The sequence below is a fragment of the Amycolatopsis sp. TRM77291 genome, assembly GCF_054166285.1.
The window spans coordinates 1,766,089-1,784,088 of sequence record NZ_JBSZHF010000001.1; the positions used below are offsets into that span (position 1 = coordinate 1,766,089).

The 18,000-nt window shown below is 70.0% G+C and carries 17 protein-coding genes and 1 riboswitch; of the genes, 8 read left to right on the plus strand and 9 right to left on the minus strand.

Annotated elements, in window-relative coordinates; all coding sequences use genetic code 11:
• Nucleotides 1-191 precede the first annotated feature (191 nt).
• Nucleotides 192-506, minus strand: a complete 315-nt coding sequence (locus ACXIZN_RS08385) for a DMT family transporter (RefSeq protein WP_457953409.1) — start codon at nt 504-506, stop codon at nt 192-194.
• An 11-nt stretch (nt 507-517) separates the two neighbouring features.
• Nucleotides 518-586, minus strand: a riboswitch (guanidine-III (ykkC-III) riboswitch).
• Nucleotides 587-655: 69 nt separating this feature from the next.
• Nucleotides 656-1,237, minus strand: coding sequence for a TetR/AcrR family transcriptional regulator (locus tag ACXIZN_RS08390; protein WP_457953411.1), 582 nt, complete (start codon nt 1,235-1,237; stop codon nt 656-658).
• Nucleotides 1,238-1,296: 59 nt separating this feature from the next.
• Here ACXIZN_RS08390 and ACXIZN_RS08395 point away from each other — a divergent pair, with 59 nt between their 5' ends.
• On the plus strand, nt 1,297-1,842 hold the full coding sequence (locus tag ACXIZN_RS08395; protein ID WP_457953413.1) for an SRPBCC family protein: 546 nt from the start codon (nt 1,297-1,299) through the stop codon (nt 1,840-1,842).
• Here ACXIZN_RS08395 and mptB read toward each other — a convergent pair.
• Nucleotides 1,746-3,185 carry a polyprenol phosphomannose-dependent alpha 1,6 mannosyltransferase MptB gene (mptB, locus tag ACXIZN_RS08400; protein ID WP_457953415.1) on the minus strand — a complete coding sequence of 480 codons (1,440 nt, stop codon included), beginning with the start codon at nt 3,183-3,185 and terminating at the stop codon, nt 1,746-1,748. The two genes, ACXIZN_RS08395 and mptB, sit on opposite strands and share 97 nt — an antisense overlap.
• A gap of 111 nt (nt 3,186-3,296) precedes the next feature.
• Here mptB and ACXIZN_RS08405 point away from each other — a divergent pair, with 111 nt between their 5' ends.
• Nucleotides 3,297-3,932, plus strand: coding sequence for a DUF4230 domain-containing protein (locus ACXIZN_RS08405; RefSeq protein WP_457960483.1), 636 nt, complete (start codon nt 3,297-3,299; stop codon nt 3,930-3,932).
• A gap of 94 nt (nt 3,933-4,026) precedes the next feature.
• Nucleotides 4,027-4,536, plus strand: coding sequence for an SRPBCC family protein (locus ACXIZN_RS08410; protein WP_457953417.1), 510 nt, complete (start codon nt 4,027-4,029; stop codon nt 4,534-4,536).
• Between the two features lie 169 nt (nt 4,537-4,705).
• On the opposite strand, the gene ACXIZN_RS08415 is transcribed toward ACXIZN_RS08410, so the two are convergent.
• Together ACXIZN_RS08415 and ACXIZN_RS08420 are read right to left on the minus strand one after the other, a co-directional pair.
• The gene (locus ACXIZN_RS08415) at nt 4,706-5,953 is read right to left on the minus strand and encodes a cation:proton antiporter (protein ID WP_457953419.1); all 1,248 of its coding nucleotides are present in this window, start codon (nt 5,951-5,953) and stop codon (nt 4,706-4,708) included.
• 43 nt (nt 5,954-5,996) lie between these two features.
• On the minus strand, nt 5,997-7,199 hold the full coding sequence (locus ACXIZN_RS08420; RefSeq protein ID WP_457953420.1) for a transcriptional regulator: 1,203 nt from the start codon (nt 7,197-7,199) through the stop codon (nt 5,997-5,999).
• Between the two features lie 159 nt (nt 7,200-7,358).
• Between ACXIZN_RS08420 and ACXIZN_RS08425 the strand changes: the two genes are divergently transcribed.
• Nucleotides 7,359-9,176 carry a flavin-containing monooxygenase gene (locus tag ACXIZN_RS08425; protein ID WP_457953422.1) on the plus strand — a complete coding sequence of 606 codons (1,818 nt, stop codon included), beginning with the start codon at nt 7,359-7,361 and terminating at the stop codon, nt 9,174-9,176.
• 132 nt (nt 9,177-9,308) lie between these two features.
• Here the strand turns inward: ACXIZN_RS08425 and ACXIZN_RS08430 are convergent, their stop codons facing one another.
• Nucleotides 9,309-10,256, minus strand: a complete 948-nt coding sequence (locus tag ACXIZN_RS08430) for a helix-turn-helix transcriptional regulator (protein WP_457953424.1) — start codon at nt 10,254-10,256, stop codon at nt 9,309-9,311.
• Between the two features lie 92 nt (nt 10,257-10,348).
• On the opposite strand from ACXIZN_RS08430, the gene ACXIZN_RS08435 reads away from it, so the two are divergent.
• The 4 genes from ACXIZN_RS08435 to ACXIZN_RS08450 all read left to right on the plus strand — a co-directional run bounded on the left by ACXIZN_RS08435 (nt 10,349) and on the right by ACXIZN_RS08450 (nt 15,969).
• Entirely contained in the window at nt 10,349-10,912 is a 564-nt protein-coding gene (locus tag ACXIZN_RS08435; RefSeq protein ID WP_457953426.1) for a DinB family protein, read from the plus strand.
• Nucleotides 10,913-11,370: 458 nt separating this feature from the next.
• The gene (locus ACXIZN_RS08440; protein WP_457953428.1) at nt 11,371-13,407 is read left to right on the plus strand and encodes an acyltransferase family protein; all 2,037 of its coding nucleotides are present in this window, start codon (nt 11,371-11,373) and stop codon (nt 13,405-13,407) included.
• 118 nt (nt 13,408-13,525) lie between these two features.
• Nucleotides 13,526-14,281 carry a carbon-nitrogen hydrolase family protein gene (locus ACXIZN_RS08445; protein WP_457953430.1) on the plus strand — a complete coding sequence of 252 codons (756 nt, stop codon included), beginning with the start codon at nt 13,526-13,528 and terminating at the stop codon, nt 14,279-14,281.
• Nucleotides 14,278-15,969, plus strand: a complete 1,692-nt coding sequence (locus tag ACXIZN_RS08450; protein ID WP_457953431.1) for a flavin monoamine oxidase family protein — start codon at nt 14,278-14,280, stop codon at nt 15,967-15,969. Before ACXIZN_RS08445 ends, ACXIZN_RS08450 begins: the two co-directional genes overlap by 4 nt.
• Here the strand turns inward: ACXIZN_RS08450 and ACXIZN_RS08455 are convergent.
• From ACXIZN_RS08455 to ACXIZN_RS08465, 3 genes are read right to left on the minus strand one after another with little or no spacing between them, the layout of a single operon-like run.
• Nucleotides 15,933-16,433, minus strand: a complete 501-nt coding sequence (locus ACXIZN_RS08455; RefSeq protein ID WP_457953432.1) for a VanZ family protein — start codon at nt 16,431-16,433, stop codon at nt 15,933-15,935. The two genes, ACXIZN_RS08450 and ACXIZN_RS08455, sit on opposite strands and share 37 nt — an antisense overlap.
• A gap of 12 nt (nt 16,434-16,445) precedes the next feature.
• On the minus strand, nt 16,446-16,994 hold the full coding sequence (locus ACXIZN_RS08460; RefSeq protein ID WP_457953433.1) for a cysteine hydrolase family protein: 549 nt from the start codon (nt 16,992-16,994) through the stop codon (nt 16,446-16,448).
• 10 nt (nt 16,995-17,004) lie between these two features.
• Complete coding sequence (locus ACXIZN_RS08465; RefSeq protein WP_457953435.1) at nt 17,005-17,994, minus strand: TolB family protein; 990 nt, start codon at nt 17,992-17,994, stop codon at nt 17,005-17,007.
• Between the last annotated feature and the right edge of the window lie 6 nt (nt 17,995-18,000).

Below are 18,000 nucleotides of genomic sequence, written 5' to 3' on the forward strand. Positions count from 1 at the left end.
CCCCCGCCCGGCCCACCCGCGGGGGGGCCCCCGCCCCCGACCGCCCCCGACGTCGTCCGTGCGTCGGGGGCGGTCCCTCTTCACGGCGTAACTCGCGTGCTTGAAGGCGTAACTCGCGTGATCAGACACGCGACACCCGAGTTACGCCTTCAAGCACGCGAGTTACGTGTCCGATCACGCGAGTTACGGGGTCAGTGCAGGACTTTCAGGCCCACGACGCAGGCCACGATCCCCACGATCAGCAGGATCCGGGCCACCGAAACGGTTTCCGCGCCCGACCACATGCCGTACGCGACGGTGAGCGAAGCTCCGATGCCGACCCAGACCGCATAGGCGGTGCCGACGGGGAGATCCTTCATCGCGTACGCGAGACCCACCATGCTGGCGACCAGCGTCACGCCGAAGATCATCGACGGTACCGGCCGGGACAGGCCTTCGGATTTGCCGAGGGCGGTGGCCCACACGGCTTCCAGCACACCCGAAACGATCAGGACAAGCCACGACATGACGCGCTCCCAGAGCGCCGTCTTGTCGCTGGCCGGGTACGGCACCCACTCGTCCGGGGACCTCGATCACGAGGTTCCACGACCAGGATGGCACACCCCCGCGCGGGGTGCCCGCGGGTTTGACGAGGGTCACCACCTGGTGTCGCCGGTCAGCCCGCCAGCAGCGTGCGCGTGGCCCTGGCCACCAGGTCGACGGTGCGCGGCGGGGGCGCCTCGCCGCGGTCGAGATACCGCCGCACCGCCGCATAGGGAAGATCGACGAGGGCCAGCATCAGTTCGTCGGTGCTCCGGCCGGTCAGCGGGCGAAGCCGCCGCAGGACCTTGGTGATCGCCGCGTCCAGGCGCTGGTTGGCGGCGTCCACGCGGGCGCGGTCTTCGGCGCTCCAGTCGTCGACTCCTAGCGCGCTGTCGCCGCCGTAGAGCAGCTTGCCTTCGGCGGGATGGGCGCGGCACCAGCGGACGACCTGTGCGGCCGCCTCGACGGCGGCTTCGGTGACCGGCTCCTGTTCGAGTGCTTCGAGGTACCCCTGCTGGAAGCGGGTCACCGTGCGGAGCCAGACGGCGGCGAGCAGCGCCGGGCGTCCGGGGAAGCGGTGGTAGATCGACCCACTCGGCGCGCCGACCTCGCGGGCGACGGCCGACATGGTCACCCCGGCGGCCCCTTCGGTGGCGAAGATCCGCACGGCGGCGTCGAGGAAGTCGTCGGCGGTGTGCCGCGGTGGCCGTCCCATTTTCAGAGACTATCCTCTACTATGGTTTTAGGGGAAGGTCTCTAGAACTGGGAGGCGCGATGCGCGTGTGGAACAGGCATCACCGGATCGTCGACGTGGCACAGGAGCGTGCCGGAGCACTGATCGACACTCTGTCCACCGACGGCGACAGGCTCTGGCCCGTCGAGGGGTGGCCGCCGTTGCGGTTCGACCGGCCGCTCGGGGTCGGCGCCGACGGCGGGCACGGACCGGTGCGGTACCACGTGGAGTCCTACGACCCGGGAAGGTCCGTGCGGTTCAGGTTCACCGCGCCCCGCGGCTTCGACGGGTTCCACGAATTCACCCTGCGGGCGACGGAAACCGGGGAGACCGAACTCGCGCACCTCATGGTGCTGCGGCTCCGGCACCCGGCCTGGTTCACCTATCCGCTGCTGTGGCGGCCGATGCACGACGCGCTGCTGGAAGACTGCCTCGACCGTGCCGAGCGTGAGCTCACCGGCACGGTCGGGCAGCCCGCGCGATGGAGCCTTTACGTCCGGCTCTTGCGGAGCCTGATCTCCGGCAGGAGGCCCTTTCGCTTGAGCAGGAACAAAGTGCCGCCGATGAGCACGACGGCGATCAGGTAGCCCAGCGCCAACGACACGGCGCCACCGTTCGCGGGCGGGAGCAGGACTCCGAACACCGCGCTGACGACGGCGAGGATCCAGCGTCCGCGGTCGGTCGTCAGGCTCACGGCCAGCAGGGCGACCGTCCACAAGAGATACCAGGGCTGGACGACGGGCCCGAGGACCAGCATCGCGGCGAAGGTCAGGCCCGCGGCGTAGAGCGGGTGCAGCTTCTCGCGGTACGTGAGCCACAACAGCCTGGCACCCACGGCGAGACCGAGGATCGCACCGATCAGCGAGAACACCTCGATCGCGCCGTCGGTCAGGTCGGCCCCGAAGATCTTGCCGATCCCGCCGACGAGGAAACCGAGTTCGTTGGTGGGGGCCATCCAGCTGTGGACCTGGCCGGAAACGCCGGACAGCACGCGTACCCAGCCGAAGCCGAGCCCGCTGCCGAGCGAGATCGCCGCGGTGACGGCGGCGAAACCGGCGGGCAGCCCGAGCGCGACCGCCACCCGGCCGGCGGGCGTCGCGCGGCGGAACAGGCCGACGCCGACGAACAGCAGACCGGCGACGGCCACGATCTTGATGTTCGCGGCCGCGCTCACCGCGATCACGCCGGCCGCGATCAGCGCGGGCCGGGCCGCGCCGGTCTTCGCCGCGCCCATGAGGACGAGTTCCAGCCCGGCGACCATCAGCCCGACCATGAGACCGTCGTTGTGCACGCCCGCCACGACGTGCCACAGCACGAGCGGGTTGAGCAGGGCCAGCCACAGCGCGATCGACGGCGAGACCCCGACACGGCGGGCGAGCCGGGGGAGCGCCCATGCCATGAGCACGATCCCGATAAGCCCCAGCAGCCGGTGCAGCAGCACCGTCGGCACGAAGGCGTCTCCCGCGACCTGGGCGATCGTGCGGGCCAGCGCGACGAAGGCGGGACCGTACGGTGCGGGCGTGTCCCGCCAGTAGTGGCTGACCGCCATCGTCACCGGTGAATCGGCGCCGAGCGCCTCGGCGGGCCCCACGAGATAGGTGTCGAACCCCTTGGCCGCGATCAGGCCCTGTGCCAGATAGCTGTTGATGTCGCCGCTGAACAGCGGGCGCGCGGCCAGCAGCGGCGCGCACCACGACACCGCGATCCAGTACAGCCGCCGCTCCGGCAGCCCGGCGGCGAGCCGTCCGATGCCGAGCCAGGACAGCACCAGGGTCGCCATCCCGGCGACGCCCAGCGCCACCACCAGCACCGAAGGGAGGCCGATCCCGGACGTGACCAGCACCAGTACGGCGATTCCGAGGAAACCCGCCCAGTGCAACGCCGAGATGTTCAGCCCGGTCTTCTCCGGCGCGGGCAAGACGTTCTGCATGCGGCCAAACTACTCCAAGTGCGAAATCCGGTTCGGCCGATCGCACGGTAAACCGGCCCGGACGCTTCGGGGCCGCGTCCGCCGGGTACCCCACGCCGTGGAGAGGCGGTGGTGCGCGTGAAGAAGCGCTGGGTGCGTCTCGGGGCGTTCGGCCTCGTCGGGCTACTGATCGTCGCGGCGGCACTGCAGATCACCGGGCTGCTGCCGAAGCTCGACCCGTTCGGAACGTCCACTGTGGACCGTTCGCAGCCCGCGGTGCTCCAGGCGGTCCGGGATCTGAGCCAGTACCACGCGGCGGTCGGTGACTACCAGGTCGTCGTCGACATCGAGAAGGACGTCCAGTGGGTGCCCGCGAGCATCGCCGGGGAACGCACCCTGTTCGTCGCGGCGGGCTCTGTCGACGCGTACGTCGATTTCGGTCCGCTGGTGGAGAATTCACTGACCGTGTCCGAGGACCGGCGATCGGTCGAGGTGCGGCTGCCCGAGCCGAAGCTCGCGAAACCCAACTTGGACAACGAACGCAGCTACGTCTTCGGTCAGGAGCGCGGCCTGATCGACCGGCTCGGCGCCCTGGTCTCCACGCAGGACCAGCGGCCGTTCTACCTCGCCGCGGAGAAACGCATCGGTGAGGCCGCGCGGCACTCCGGCCTGCTCGAACGCGCCAAGGCCAACACCAGGGCGATGCTCACCCAACTGCTGCGGGGGCTGGGCTTCCAGGTCACCTTCCCGGGGGAACCGGCCACCTGACCGCCCGGATTCCGCGTCCGTGCGGTGCTCACCCCGCCGGTCTTGACCAGGCGGGCCCGTGCTGGTGGGCTGGCGAAGTCGACTGGGAGGCGCGATGGTGACGAAGCCGAGGGACAGCCTGACCTACAGCGAACCGATCGCCACCGGGGAGGTCACGATCGACACGAGCCCGGAGCGGGTTTACCGGCTCGTCAGCGATCCTGTCTCGATGGCGGAGTGCGCCGAAGAACTCCGCAAGGCACGCTGGATCCGCGGCGCGACCGAGGCACGCGTCGGGAACTGGTTCTCCGGGAGCAACCGCAACGGATGGCGGCGCTGGGTGACCCACGCCGAAATCGTCGAGGCCGAACCCGGACGCCGGTTCGCCTACCGGGTGCGCACGCCGTTCTTCGTGCCGATTTCCCGGTGGGAGTACGAAATCGTCCCGGAGGGCGACGGCACCCGGCTCGCCGTGGCGAACTGGCTGCTCGTGCCGCCGTGGTTCGTCCCGTTCGCGATCCTCATCACCGGCGAGCCGGATCGGGCCGGGACCAACCGGGCCAACATCGCCGCCACGCTGGACCGGGTGAAGGCCCGGCTCGAAGGCCGGGAGTGGCACCGCTAGCGGCTCTCCCCGGCCGTGGTCGTGTCGTCCGTCCAGTCACACGTGTCGTCCGATCGGTCACGAGACCCGGCCCGCTCGGTATCGGTGCCCCTCGCTCGGCCGCACGTTGCGAAAGTGGCTTTCGCAATGTCGGCCGTGGCCGGGAGCCAGTCGGTACCGGTGGAGCCGCTCACTCGAAGTTCTGCATCCCCCGGTCCTCCAGTTTGCGCATCACCGGGCCGGAGAGCAGGCCGTGCACGAGCACCGAGACCGCGATCGTCAGGGCCGTGATCCGCCACAGCGAGTCGGCCATGGGGAAATCGCCGTGCCCCAGCGCGTAAGCGAGGTAGTAGAGACTGCCGATCCCGCGGATACCGAAGAACGCGATCGCCGTCGCCGCCGGGCGGGTGGTGGTGCCGCCGAGCAGGGCCAGGCCGCCGAACAACGGGCGGACGATGCCCACGGCGACGACCGCCACCAGCACTTCGGCGAGCTTCAGCCCGTCCAGTAGCCCGTCGCCCATCGCGACGCCGAGACCGAGCAAGGCCAGCGCGACGAAGAGCCGTTCCAGCTGATCACCGAATTCGTGCAGCACCCCGTGGTACTCGTGTGATCGCTCGCTGGCGCGGATGGTCGCGGCCGCGGTGAACACCGCGACGAAGCCGATGCCGCCCAGCCATTCGCAGAGCGCGAAAGGCAGGAACGCGATGGCCAGCACCACCAGCCCATCGGAGTATTCGCCGAGGCGCAGTCTTTCGTGCCGCACCCGGAACATCAGCCACGACAGCAACCGGCCACAGACGAGGCCGACCAGTACGGCGACCGCGAGCGGGATGACGACCTCCGTCAGCAGCCAGGGGACCGGCGACGTGCTCGCGGTCCCAGCCAAGACGAGGGCCAGCAGCACGAACGGCATCGCCAGACCGTCGTTGAGCCCGGCTTCCGAGGTCAGCGTGAACCGGATCTCGTTGTCCGAGCCCCGGCCGTCGTCGGTATGCGGCGCGGGCACTTGGACGTCGCTCGCCAGCACCGGGTCGGTCGGCGACAGCACGGCCCCCAGCAGCAGCGCGGCGGCGGGGGACAGGGCGAGCGCCCACCAGCCGAGCAGGGCGACCGCGCAGACCGACAGCGGCAGGGTGATCGCCAGCAGCCGCCAGGTCGAGTTCCACGACCGCCAGCCGAACAACCGGTCGGATTTCAGTCCCGCGCCGACCAGGGACACCAGCACGCCGAGTTCGGTGATCACTTCGACGGCGCCCACATGCGACCGCGGGTCGAGTACGCCCTGGCCATAGGGGTGTCCGAACGGGAGCAGCCCGAAGACGAGCCCGCCCACCAGCAGGACCAACGGCATCGAGAGCGCGCGTTCGTGCAGCAGGTTCGGCAGCACGGCGGCACACAACGCCAGAACGCCTGCCCCGGCGAGCAAGATCTCCATTCGCCCGGAGTACCCGGGCCGCTCGTCCGCCAACCGGGCGGGTTCAGCCGCCCACTTCAAGTCCTTTGTGGACCGTCAAGGCGACACCCGCGGCCAGCCGGTACGGCCGCGTGTCCACAATGGCCCCGAGCAGCCGTCGCAGCCGGGAGACCTCGGCGCGGACGGTGACCAGGTGTTCGGCGTCGCCGTAGAGCGCCCGGCTGAGCGCCTCGGCCGAAAGCCCGGACGAGCCGGCCGTGTTGAGGTGCACCAGGATCTCCGCGTGCCGCGGGGTCACCGTGCGGACCCAGCCGACGTCGCCCGACGCCATCCGCAGCATCGGCGCGTGACCGAGTTCGAGATCCAGCCGGACGCGGCGCGCGGTGTCGGCGGGGCGGACCAGCCAGCCTTCGGTCAGCCGCTCGGGCAGGCAGGCGCCGAGTCCCGGCACGGCGAGGATCTGTCCTTCCGCGGGCGCCGCGATCCGCGCGCCGGAGGCGACCCCGGCGGAGTGGGCCACCCAGCCGTCGTCGTCCACCAGCAGTACCGGGCCGCCCACGCCGGTGACCACCGGTTCCGCGGTGCGGCGCAGCCGGTCGAGACCCTGCTGATGGTGCCGCCAGAGCTCGGATTCGACCAGGCGCCGCCCGGTCTCCACCAGCGCGCCGATCGCCGGGTGCAGGGTCAGCGCGGGACCGCTGACGTCGATCACGCCGAGCAGTTCACCGGTGCGCGGGTCGTGCACCGGCGAGGCGGTGCAGTACCAGGGATGCTGGCCCTGTTCGAAGTGTTCGCCCGCGAGCAGTTCCACGGGCGCGGCCTCGGCGAGCGCGGTGCCGATCGCGTTGGTGCCGACCCTGGTCTCGGTCCAGACGGCGCCTTCGGTGAAGCCCAAGGTGTCGGCCCGGCGCCGTACGGCGGACGAGCCCACCCGCCAGAGGATGATCCCCTCCGCGTCGGTCACCACCAGCAGCATGTTCGCGGTGTCGGCCGTCGCGCCGACCACCTGCCCGAGGTCCTCGACCACCAGCCGCAGCGGGGAGGCGCGGCGACGGCGGGCGACCTCGTCGAGCGGCACCGAATCCCGGGTGTTCACCCCGTCGGCGGCGAGCCCGAGGCTCAGCATCCGTGACCACGACCGCGACACCAGCGGCCGCGGCCGGACCCGCGGACGGCCGCCACCGATCACGGCTTCGTGCATGCGGATCAGGTCCCGGGCGTGCATCGGCAGGTCGGCGCCGGGCGGGACCGAGCTGTACAAGCTCACAGGCCACCTCCGCACCATCGCGTCGACTGACCAGCATAGGACCGCCCGCCGAGGCGCGCCAAGGAGCCGGAGGTGCAACACGCTGCAACCTTTGCCCCCGTCCCCGCCCGGGGCGTGTGATCGGGGTAACAGCCGAACTTCGAAGTTCAGGGAGTGGCCATGACACAGACGGTGGACCGGATCGAGGCGACGGGCTCGCCGCAGGCCCGGGTGGACGCCTGGTTGAGCCGGTTCGAATCGGCCCTCGCCGCCCGCGATGTCGAAGCCGCCGCAGCGCTTTTCGCCGTCGACAGTTACTGGCGTGACCTGGTCGCCTTCACCTGGACGATCAAGACGGTCGAAGGCCGCGACGAGGTGGCCGGCCTGCTCGGCGCGTGCCTCGACCGGATCGACCCGTCCGGATTCCGTACGACCGAGACGCCGACCGAAGCCGACGGCGTGACCGAGGCGTGGCTCGAGTTCGAAACCGCGACCGGACGCGCCAAGGGGCACTTGAGGCTGAAGGACGAAGGCGCCTGGACGCTGCTGACGAGTCTGCGCGAGCTCAAGGGTTTCGAGGAACGCCGCAACGAGCAGCGGCCGAAGGGTGTCGAGCACGGTGTCGTGCGCGGCCGGAAGTCTTGGGCCGAGAAGCGCGAGGAGGAACAGACCCGGCTCGGCTACGAGCAGCAGCCGTACGTCGTCGTCATCGGCGGCGGACAGGGCGGGATCGCGCTCGGCGCCCGGCTGCGGCAGCTCGACGTGCCCACGCTGGTCCTGGAACGCAACGAACGGCCGGGTGATTCGTGGCGCAAGCGGTACAAGAACCTCTGCCTGCACGACCCGGTCTGGTACGACCACCTGCCCTACCTGCCGTTCCCGGACAACTGGCCGGTGTTCGCGCCCAAGGACAAGATCGCCGACTGGCTCGAGATGTACACGCGGCTGATGGAAGTGCCGTACTGGACCAGCACCGAGGTCACCTCGGCGTCCTGGGACGAAGAACAGCGGCAGTGGCTGGTGACCGTGGTCCGCGAGGGCGAGGAGCTGGTGCTCACGCCACGGCACGTCGTCTTCGCGACCGGGATGTCGGGCAAGCCGAATCTCCCGTCGTTCCCCGGGATGGACGTCTTCGAGGGCGATCAGCACCATTCGTCCCAGCACCCCGGCCCGGATTCCTACGCGGGCAAGAAGGCCGTCGTGGTCGGCTCCAACAACTCCGCGCACGACATCTGCGCGGCACTGTGGGAACACGGCGCGGACGTCACCATGGTGCAGCGGTCCTCCACCCACGTGGTGAAGTCGGATTCGTTGATGGAGCTGGGACTCGGCGACCTGTACTCGGAACGCGCGGTGCGGTCGGGGATCACCACCGACAAGGCGGACATGATCTTCGCGTCGATCCCGTACCGGATCATGCCGCAGTTCCAGATCCCGGTGTACGAGGCGATCCGCGAGCGGGACAAGGACTTCTACGCGCGGCTGGAAGCGGCCGGGTTCCAGCACGACTGGGGCGACGACGGCTCCGGCCTGTTCCTGAAGTACCTGCGCCGCGGCTCCGGCTACTACATCGACGTCGGCGCTTCGGAACTGGTCGCCGACGGGAAGATCAAGCTGGCCCACGGACAGGTCGACCATCTGACCCGGGACGCGGTGGTGCTGTCCGACGGCACGGAACTGAAGGCGGACCTCGTCGTCTACGCGACCGGCTACGGCTCGATGAACGGCTGGGTCGCCGATCTGGTCGGGCAGGAGACGGCGGACCTCGTCGGCAAATGCTGGGGCCTCGGCTCCGGGACCACGAAGGACCCGGGCCCGTGGGAAGGGGAGCAGCGCAATATGTGGAAGCCCACGCGGCAGGAAGGCCTTTGGTTCCACGGCGGGAACCTGCACCAGTCGCGCCATTACTCGCTTTATCTCGCGCTGCAGCTGAAGGCGCGTTACGAGGGCATCCCGACGCCGGTGTACGGCCTCCAGGAGGTGCACCACAAGGCGTGAGGAGCCTCGAAGCTTCGGTGACCGGGATCCCGGGCGGTCCCGGTGCCGGAGGGCACCGCCTCCGGACCGCGGGCGGTGGGCGACGTCGGCACCGTCCCCAGACCCTGGGCGGTCCCGGCGTCGTATCCGTGTTCAGCGGGCGGCCTTCGCATAGCGGCGGGCCAGGACGGCGAAGGCCTCCTTGAGTTCGGGAGGCCCGACGACCTCGATGTCGGCGTCGAACCGGCCGATACTCGCCGCGAGTCCGGCCCACGACCACGACCCCAGCGTCAGACGGCACCGATCCGGCCCGAGTTCTTCCACGACACCGTCGCGGACGTAGTGGGACACCGTGGCCGCGGGAAGATCGAGGACGACTTCCCCACGGCATGGCCATTCGCCGGATTCGGACGCACCACGAAAACGGCTCGCGACGAACGTGGCGACGTCGGGAGCCGGCAGTTCGCGTGGGGTGAACCGCGGGCCGGTCGGTGTGCGCGGCGAGATCCGGTCGGCCCGGAAGGTGCGCCAGTCCGCGCGATCGAGATCCCAGGCGACGAGGTACCAGCGGCCGTGCCAGGTGACCAGATGATGCGGTTCCGCCCGGCGCGGCGCGTCCGCGTAGTCGAACCGCAGGATCTCGCGGGCGTGCACGGCCGCGGCGAGCGCGAGCAGGACGTCGCCGTCGACGCGGGGTTCCGATCGGCTCGCGGGCGATTCGACGGCGGTGACCCGCAGAGTGTCGATCCGGCGCCGCAGCCGCGAGGGCATCACCTGCCGGACGGTGTGCAGTGCCCGCATCGCCGCTTCCTCGATCCCCGCGCCGCTGGTGGTGGCGATCTGGAGCGCGACGGCCAGCGCGACCGCCTGGTCGTCGTCGAACAGGAGCGGCGGCAGTTCGGACCCGGCGTCGAGCCGGTACCCGCCGTCTGGGCCCTTGATGGTCGCGATGGGGTAGCCGAGTTCGCGCAGCCTGTCGACGTCGCGCCGGACGGTGCGCGGGCTGATGTCCAGCCGTTCGGCCAGCAGGGCCCCCGGCCAGTCGCGGCGGGCCTGCAGCAACGACAGCATCGACAGCAGGCGAGCGGAGGTCTTCGGCATGTTTTCCATGATGCCTCCAGTAGAGGCCACAACCTGTCCTCTACCCCTGCGAGAGTCGTCTTGTGCCAGAAAACGACAACCCGGAGGGCCCGATGACCGCCACCATCCTCGACGCCGAGCGCGCCGACCTGCTCGAAGCCCTCGACACCGTCCGCGCCGCGCTGACCACCACCGTCCAGGGGCTCACCGACGAGCAACTCGACGAGCGTCCGACGGTCAGCGAACTGAGCCTCGGCGGCCTGATCAAACACGTCGCCTCGATCGAGGAGATGTGGCTGCGGTTCGCGGTCGAGGGCCCGTCCGCGATGACCTACGACCTGCCGGAGGGCGTCACCTGGGCCGACCTCGGCGCCGGGACCGCCCGCGAGTTCCCGCAGTGGGCGATCGACCACCAGAACAACTTCAGGATGCTGCCCGGCGACACGCTCGCGGGGATCCTCGCGCGCTACGAGCAGGTGGCCGCGCGGACGAAGGAGATCGTCTCGTCGATCCCGGACCTCTCCGCGGCGCACCCGCTGCCGGACGCGCCCTGGAACCCGCCGGGCGCGGTGCGCAGCGTGCGCCGGGTGCTGACGCACGTCATCGCCGAGACCGCTCAGCACGCCGGCCACGCGGACATCCTGCGGGAGAGCATCGACGGCCAGAAGTCGACCTGACCGTTGGTGCGATCGTGTCGCGAAAGCCACTTTCGGGACATCACACGTCCCGAAAGTGGCTTTCGCGACACNACGCCACGCCGGACAAGCTGTTCAACGATCCGGAGCACGACCGGACGCGGCGGTTCCTCAAGGCGGTCATCGACCGGGCTTGAGGCTCGGCTGTGCATGTCGCGAAAGCCACTTTCGGGACATCACACGTCCCGAAAGTGGCTTTCGCGACACCCCGCGCCTTCGTTGCAGCCCGGAGGCAGGGCGCTTGCGCTACCCGCCCACCGACGTTGCGAAAGCCACTTTCACAACGTCGATGGTTGCGAAAGTGGCTTTCGCAACCAGCCGCCTTTCGCCGCCCAGCCCAAGGTGACCGCCCGCCGCCCACAAGGGGGGCATAGCTCGCTCACAGCTTCCTGCCGTAGGGTCCCCGCCCGTCGGCGGCGGGTGATCTTGGTGGTGGTCGTGTGCGGGAGACGGGGCGGCGGTTCCGCCCGGAAATCCAGGGACTGCGGGCCCTCGCTTGCGTTCTCGTGGTCGTCTACCACGTCTGGCTCGGCCGGATCTCCGGCGGCGTCGACGCGTTCTTCCTGATCTCCGGCTTCCTCGTCACCGGCCAGCTCTACCGCGCCACGGCGCGCGGGAGGATCGAGTACCGGCCGATGTGGGGCCGGATGATCAAGCGCCTGTTCCCGGCCGCGCTCACCGTGCTGCTGCTCGTCGTCGCGATGAGCACGGTGCTGTTGCCGCAGAACCGCTGGTTCCAGACGATCAAGGAGGTCGTCGCCTCCGCGCTCTACGTGGAGAACTGGCGGCTGGCGGCGGATTCCGCCGACTACTTCGCGCAGCACAACTCGGCAAGCGTCGTCCAGCACTTCTGGTCGCTGTCGATCCAGGGACAGTTCTACGTGGTCTGGCCGCTGCTCGTCGGTCTGGTGCTGCTGGCCGCCAGGCGAACAAGCCGCAACGTACGGCCGATGCTCCTCGGCGTACTCGGCACGGTGTTCGCGGCTTCGCTGGCGTATTCGGTGTGGCTGACCGCGGTCGACCAGCCGCTGGCGTACTTCGATTCGCTGACGCGGGTCTGGGAATTCGCACTCGGCGGCCTGCTCGCGCTGGTGCTCGACCGGGTTCCGGTGCCCCGGCCGGCGCGCGTCGTGTTCGGCTGGGCCGGGGTCGCCGGGCTGGTCTCCTGCGGTCTGGTGCTCCAGGTCGGCACGGTCTTCCCCGGCTACCTCGCGCTCTGGCCGACGCTTTCCGCCGCGTTGGTGATCCTCGCGGGCGACACCGCCTTCAAGGGCGGCGCGGATCGTTTCCTCAGCAGCCGCCCGCTGAAGTACCTGGGCGACCTGAGCTACGCGCTCTACCTCTGGCACTGGCCGGTCCTGGTGTTCTACCTCGTCGCCCGTGACCGCGAGGAGGTGGGCACGCGCGGCGGCGCGGTGATCATCGCGCTGTCGTTCGTCCTCGCCGTCCTCACCCATCACCTGGTCGAAAAGCCGGTCCGTGGTTCCGCGATCGGAACGCGGAACGGTTGGGGCGCTTACCGTTTCGGCGTCGCGACGCTCGCGGCCGTGCTCGCCGCGGCGGGCGCCTGGCAGTGGGTGAGTGTGAGCCAGGCGGAGAGTTATTCGATCGCGGTGGACGATCCAGACCACCCCGGGGCGGTCGCGCACACCGAAGGATTCACTTACTGGGGTGCCGCCGACGCCGCGCTCGTCCCGTCGTTCGTCGCGGTGTCCGAAGACTGGGCGGGGATCGACCCCGGCCGCTGCGGTCCTTCCCCGCGCAACGCCGACCTCGAGGTCTGCACGTCGGAGACCTCGGGGCATCCCGCCCGCCGGATCGTGGTCGCCGGCGACTCCCACGCCGGGCAGTTCCTCGGCGCTCTGCTCCCGATCGCCGAGAAGAAGAATTGGGAGGTCACGGCGGTCCTCCGCGGCGGCTGCCCGTTCTCCACCGACTCAGACACCGTGCCGGGCGACCAGTCCTGTATCGACTGGAACTCCGCCGTCGTGGACGAGATCGTCACGACGCGGCCCGACGCGGTGATGACGATCGGCACCAGGGACGTGAAGGTCGGCGTCGAGGAACGGGTTCCCGCCGGCTACATCGCCCAGTGGCGCAAGGTCGACGAAGCGGGCATTCCCGTGCTCGCGGTGCGGGACAACCCGCGCTTCGGCCAGTCGCCGTCGGCGTGTGTCGAGAGCCGTGGCGCGGAGGCGCCCGAATGCGCCACCCCGCGTCATGATCTCTATGCGGCGGAGCCGCCGTACGAGGCGGTGCCGGATCTGCCGCAGAACGTGCGCTTCCTCGACTTCAGCGACTATTTCTGCACCGCCGAGATCTGCCCGCCGGTGATCGGCAACGTGCTCGTCTACCTCGACGACAACCACGTCAGCGGTACCTACATGTCGACGATGTCGGCGATCGCGGAGAAGGCGATCACCGAGGCCCTCGGCTGGGCGGACGACCACGCGGAGGAACCACCGCCGGGAGGGTGATCCAGACAACAGATCGCCGCTGAATTGCGGAATGCTGCACTGATTCGACGGTCTGTCAATATTCCACGCAACGATCAGCCCTTATCGGCGCACCGGAACGGCGGATATCGTCGTCACCATGAAGGTCGCCGTCCATCAGGGCTCGTACGCCGAGCTGCCGTCCGCTGTCGCGGTGTCGGGCGCCGATCTCGTGATCGCCGCCGAGATGATCACCACCGGCTACCACATCGGCGCCCGTTCCCACGAGCTCGCCGAACCGGCCGACGGTCCGACAGCGGTGCGGATGTCCGCGCTGGCAAGGGAAACCGGCGTCGCGCTGGCCTATGGGTACCCCGAGTCCGACGACGGCCGCGTGTACAACAGCGTCCAGCTGATCGGCCCCGGCGGGCAGCGGCTGGCGAACTACCGCAAGACGCATCTGTTCGGCGAAATCGACCGTGACTGGTTCGAGCCGGGCACCGAGGCGGTCGTCCAGGCCGTGCTCGGCGGTCTCCGCGTCGGCCTGCTGATCTGCTACGACGTCGAGTTCCCCGAGCTGGTGCGCGCGCACGCGCTCGCGGGGACCGAACTGCTCGTGGTGCCGACCGCGCTGATGAGCCCGTACGAACTGGTCGCCGACACGCTGGTGCCCGCCCGCGCCTACGAGAGCCAGTTGTTCGTCGCCTACGCGAACCGGTGCGACACCGAACAGGAGCTGACCTACTGCGGCCGCTCCTGTGTCGTCGCCCCGACCGGCGAAGTGCTCGCCCGCGCGGGCGACGGCCCGGAACTGATCAGCGCCGAAGTCACCCGTGACGCGCTCGTCGCGTCGCGTCTGGAGAACACCCACCTCGCCGACCGACGGCCCGAGCTGTACCGAGGACTTCCCGCATGACCTCCGCCCTCCCGACCGCGATCCACCACGACGAACCGGCGGGCCGCCCGATCACCATGTTCGGCCCCGATTTCCCGTTCGCCTACGACGATTTCCTCGCCCACCCCGCCGGGCTCGGCTCGCTTCCCGCCGAGCGCCGCGGCACCGAGGTGGCGGTGATCGGCGGCGGTCTCTCCGGCATCGTCACCGCGTACGAGCTGATGAAGCTCGGCCTGCGCCCGGTCGTGTACGAGATCGCCGAGATCGGCGGCCGCCTGCGCACGGTGAACTTCCCCGGCTGCCCGGACGACGTCGTCGCGGAGATGGGCGCGATGCGCTTCCCGCCGTCGTCGACCGCGCTCTTCCACTACATCGACAAGGTCGGCCTGGAGACCACGCCGTTCCCGAACCCGCTGGCCGAGGGGACGCCGAGCACCGTCGTCGACCTCAAGGGGGAGAGCCACTACGCGCGCACCGCGGACGAACTCCCCGCCGTCTTCGGCAAGGTCGCGGCCGCCTGGGACAGCACGCTGTCCGAGCAGGCCGCGTTCACCGAGATGCAGAAGGCGATCCGCGACCGCGACGTGAAGACGATTAAGCGGCTGTGGAACGAACTCGTGCCGAAGCTGGACAACCAGACCTTCTACGGTTTCCTCTGCGACTCGCCCGCGTTCGCTTCGTTCCGCGACCGCGAGATCTTCGGGCAGGTCGGCTTCGGCACCGGCGGCTGGGACACCGACTTCCCGAACTCGATCCTGGAGATCCTGCGGGTGGTCTACACCGGCGCCGACGACGAGCACCGCAGCATCGTCGGCGGCAGCAGGCAGCTTCCGTTGCGGCTGTGGGAACACGCGCCCGAGGACATCGCGTTCTGGCCCGCGGGAACGAGTTTGAGTTCGCTCCACGGCGGAAGCCCGAACCCGGGTGTCGCCAGGCTGCACCGCACCGCGCCGAACAACATCACCGTGACCGACACCGAAGGCCGCATCCGCACCTATCCGGCGGCGGTGTTCACCGCACAGAGCTGGATGCTGCTGTCGAAGATCGCCTGCGACGAGGCGCTGTTCCCGATCGACCACTGGACGGCGATCGAGCGCACGCACTACATGGAGTCCTCGAAGGTCTTCGTCCCGGTCGACCGGCCGTTCTGGCTGGACAAGGACCCGGCGACCGGCCGCGACACGATGAGTATGACGCTCACCGACCGCATGCCGCGCGGCACGTACCTGCTCGGCGACGACCCGGACGCCCCCGCGGTGATCTGCCTGTCCTACACCTGGGCCGACGATTCGCTGAAGTGGCTGCCGCTCTCGGTCTCCGAGCGGGTCGAGGTGATGTTGCAGTCACTGAAGGAGATCTATCCCGGCGTCGACGTCCGGCGGCACATCATCGGCGACCCGGTGACCGTGTCGTGGGAGGCCGAACCGCATTTCATGGGCGCGTTCAAGGCCAACCTGCCCGGCCACTACCGCTACCAGCACCGGCTGTTCACCCACTTCAAACAGGACCGGCTGGAGGAGCGCCACCGCGGTCTCTTCCTGGCGGGCGACGACGTCTCGTGGACGGCGGGCTGGGCCGAGGGCGCCGTCCAGACGGCGCTCAACGCGGTGTGGGGCGTCCTGCATCACTTCGGTGGCGAGACCGACCCGGCGAACCCTGGGCCGGGGGACGTCTACGACGAGATCGCGCCCGTCGAACTGCCCGACTGAGCGCGGCGGCCCACCAGCCACGCCATGCCCGTCGCGAGGAGAGCGCCGATGGTGTTCATCAGCCAGTCGCTGGTGTCGCAGGCGCGGCCGATGGCGGGGACGAACGCCTGCAACGCCTCGATCACCGCGGACAGTGCCGAACCCGCCGCGAGCATCGTCAACGGCCGCCGGGACGCCAGCGCGGCGAAGTACACCGGGGGCAGGAACAGCGCGATGTTGGCCAGGAGTTCCACCGAGCCGAGCGTGGGCAGGAAGAACTGCGCCGTGCAGACGACCCCGTCGATCGTGTGCGCCGTCGGCACCAGGGTCAGCGCGAAGACCGGCACCAGGGACACCCCGGCGAGGGTCCACAGGATCCGGCGCCTGCCCGCGAACAGATAGCCCAGGGCGGCGCAGACGAGCGCGACCAGCAGGATCGCCACCGGCACGAGGGCGGAGTGGTCGAGCAGGAAGTTCGTGATCATGGTGGGCCGATCCTACGAGCCGGTGAACCCGACCTCCGCCGACGGCACCACGCGCACTCGTCCGCCGGGATGGATCGCCGTGCTCAGCAGCAGGTTGTGCCGGGCGATGACCTGTTCGGCCGTCAGGCCTGTGGTCGGGTCTCCGTCGGCGGACGGCGCGTGGCCGTCGGCGACCAGCACGACGTCCAGGCCGTGGCTCTGCGCGGACCGGGCGGTCGCGTCGACGCAGTAGTCGGTGGCCAGCCCGGTCAGCACCACGGTGTCGACGCCCCGGTCGACCAGCAGACCGGCCAGGCCGGTGCGGTAGAAGGAGTCCGTCGCCGTTTTGTCGGCCACGACGTCGACCGGTTCGAGACCGAGCAGCGCGCTGACCCGCGTGCCCGGCGACGCGGGATCGAAGTCGGTGCCGGGAGCGCCGATCTGCCGCAGCGCGATCACCGGGACGCCGTTCTCACGGGCCCGCCGGGCGAGACCGGCGATCCGGGCAGCCAGCTCCTCGCCGCGCCAGACCAGGGGAACGAGCATTTCCTGCATGTCGACGATCAGCAGCGCGGCCCTCATACGCGGCAGCCTAGGGCAGCGCGGCGGGCGACTCCGCCTCCGAAATGAGCAGCCGGGGCGAGCCGGTCCCGTCGGCGGGGACGGCCCAGACGTCGGAGTGTCCTTGCGTACGGGGGAGGGCGTAGGCGACGGTGCGGCCGTCGAGCCAGGCCGGCTGGTCGTCGACGCTCCGGGTCTCGGCCAGCGGGGTCACCGTGCCGCTCGCGAGGTCGAGCACCGAGACACGCCAGCCCTTCGCGGGGTCGCCGTCGATGGCGGACTTGTAGGCGATGCGGGTCTCGTCGGGTGAGAGGGACGGGCATTCGACGTTGTCCCGCACCGTCCGCACGATGCGGGCCTTCGAGTCGCCTTCGACTAGATACCGGTGCGAGCCGGTCGACATGGTGGCGTAGAACCGGTTCGGCTGCCGGGTGAAGGTGACGCCCCAGAAGTTGACGTCGGCCGCCTGGTACGGCTTGCCGTCCACGGTCACGGCGAAGTCCTCCAGCGTGCCCTCGACGTCGCCGGTGGTGAGATCGAGGGTGCCGGCGCGGGTGGAGAACCGGCCGCCGTTGTAGGAGTCGCCGGTGACGAACACCGTCCACGCCAGCCGTTGCCCGTCAGCCGAGACCCGCGCCCGATTGGGCACCCCGACCAGCGGGATCTCCTGCGTCACCGCGAGACGGCGGTCGAGCACGGCCAGCTGATAGGTGGTCAGCCCGGTTTCCGGCCGCAGGCAGATCGCGGTTCCGCCCGCGGCGTGGACCCGGCTGCAGGTCACGGTCGACACCGCCCGTGGCCCGCCGGGGTCGGCCGCGCTGACGCTGGACACGTGCCCGCGATCGGCGTCGGCGGTGCTGCGGAACAGCAACCGCGGGCCTTCGAGGGTGACGGCGTCGCTGGTACCCGCCGAGGCGGCGCCTTGGTTGCGCGCGCCCGCCGCCCCGACGTAGAGCACGGCGGCCGTGGCCAATGCGAGGGTTCCGGTGATGGTGATCAGGACGCGGGTGCGGGTGTTCACGGTCGT

Excerpts from the sequence above, each read along its gene's own strand:
- ACXIZN_RS08385 (WP_457953409.1), bottom strand. The coding sequence starts at position 506 with ATGTCGTGGCTTGTCCTGATCGTTTCGGGTGTGCTGGAAGCCGTGTGG.
- ACXIZN_RS08445 (WP_457953430.1), top strand. The coding sequence starts at position 13,526 with ATGAAGGTCGCCGTCCATCAGGGCTCGTACGCCGAGCTGCCGTCCGCT.
- ACXIZN_RS08410 (WP_457953417.1), top strand. The coding sequence starts at position 4,027 with ATGGTGACGAAGCCGAGGGACAGCCTGACCTACAGCGAACCGATCGCC.
- ACXIZN_RS08435 (WP_457953426.1), top strand. The coding sequence starts at position 10,349 with ATGACCGCCACCATCCTCGACGCCGAGCGCGCCGACCTGCTCGAAGCC.
- ACXIZN_RS08425 (WP_457953422.1), top strand. The coding sequence starts at position 7,359 with ATGACACAGACGGTGGACCGGATCGAGGCGACGGGCTCGCCGCAGGCC.
- ACXIZN_RS08460 (WP_457953433.1), bottom strand. The coding sequence starts at position 16,994 with ATGAGGGCCGCGCTGCTGATCGTCGACATGCAGGAAATGCTCGTTCCC.
- ACXIZN_RS08455 (WP_457953432.1), bottom strand. The coding sequence starts at position 16,433 with ATGATCACGAACTTCCTGCTCGACCACTCCGCCCTCGTGCCGGTGGCG.
- ACXIZN_RS08415 (WP_457953419.1), bottom strand. The coding sequence starts at position 5,953 with ATGGAGATCTTGCTCGCCGGGGCAGGCGTTCTGGCGTTGTGTGCCGCC.
- ACXIZN_RS08450 (WP_457953431.1), top strand. The coding sequence starts at position 14,278 with ATGACCTCCGCCCTCCCGACCGCGATCCACCACGACGAACCGGCGGGC.
- ACXIZN_RS08395 (WP_457953413.1), top strand. The coding sequence starts at position 1,297 with ATGCGCGTGTGGAACAGGCATCACCGGATCGTCGACGTGGCACAGGAG.
- ACXIZN_RS08390 (WP_457953411.1), bottom strand. The coding sequence starts at position 1,237 with ATGGGACGGCCACCGCGGCACACCGCCGACGACTTCCTCGACGCCGCC.
- ACXIZN_RS08430 (WP_457953424.1), bottom strand. The coding sequence starts at position 10,256 with ATGCCGAAGACCTCCGCTCGCCTGCTGTCGATGCTGTCGTTGCTGCAG.
- mptB (WP_457953415.1), bottom strand. The coding sequence starts at position 3,185 with ATGCAGAACGTCTTGCCCGCGCCGGAGAAGACCGGGCTGAACATCTCG.